General features: G+C 37.6%; 1 protein-coding gene. It reads right to left on the bottom strand.

Features of this window, described 5'->3' with window-relative positions:
* Window positions 1–2 precede the first annotated feature (2 nt).
* Window positions 3–659, bottom strand: coding sequence for an IS1595 family transposase (locus JMX83_RS15025; RefSeq protein ID WP_201603392.1), 657 nt, complete (start codon window positions 657–659; stop codon window positions 3–5).
* Window positions 660–679: the final 20 nt, after the last annotated feature.

The following is a 679-nucleotide window of genomic DNA, read 5'->3' as shown; positions in this document are numbered from 1 at the left end:
GATTAAATATCACACCATTTTCTCAGGAATTTTAGCTGATTAGATGGTGAACCATAGTTAAATCTAAACTCACATTCTTTTAAAAATAAATGGAAGTTCTTCTTATCGATCCCATTATACTTTCTGAGTGTTCGTTTAGACTGATTCCAGAAGTTCTCAATGCCATTGATGTGATTGTTTTTACCGCAAGTGAACTCTTTAGAGTGATTGACTCTGAAATGTTTAAACTCGCTCACATCCAGTGCATTGTAACTTCGATAGCTATCCGTATAAACAAAGCTGTCAGGCTTGATTTTACGCTTAATAACAGGCATTAGAGTAGTCTGTTTGGTGTCTACTACGACAATGGTATACACCTTACCGTTTCGTTTTAGAATCCCAAATACAGCGGTTTTACCAGCAGCCCCGCGACCTCTTTTGCCTTTGCGTACACCGCCGAAGTAACTTTCATCTAATTCGACCTCACCATCAAAAAGCTCATCAGCTTCTAATGAGAGATGGTAATCTATCACAAGTCTTATTTTATGATAAAAAAGTGCAGCAGTATTAGGCTGAATATCAAGCAAATCTGCGGCTGTTCTAGCAGTCACTTCAGCCGTAAAAAACTCTAACAGCCTTCGCTGTATTTTTTTACTTAGTTTACAATGGGTTATCTTCATAAAAGTAGTCTAGCATAGTG

The sequence above is a fragment of the Psychrobacter piscatorii genome (assembly GCF_904846415.1).
GTDB lineage: Bacteria > Pseudomonadota > Gammaproteobacteria > Pseudomonadales > Moraxellaceae > Psychrobacter > Psychrobacter piscatorii.
The sequence above is the reverse complement of the archived record's forward strand: the minus strand, read 5'-3'. Positions and strand labels throughout refer to the sequence as shown.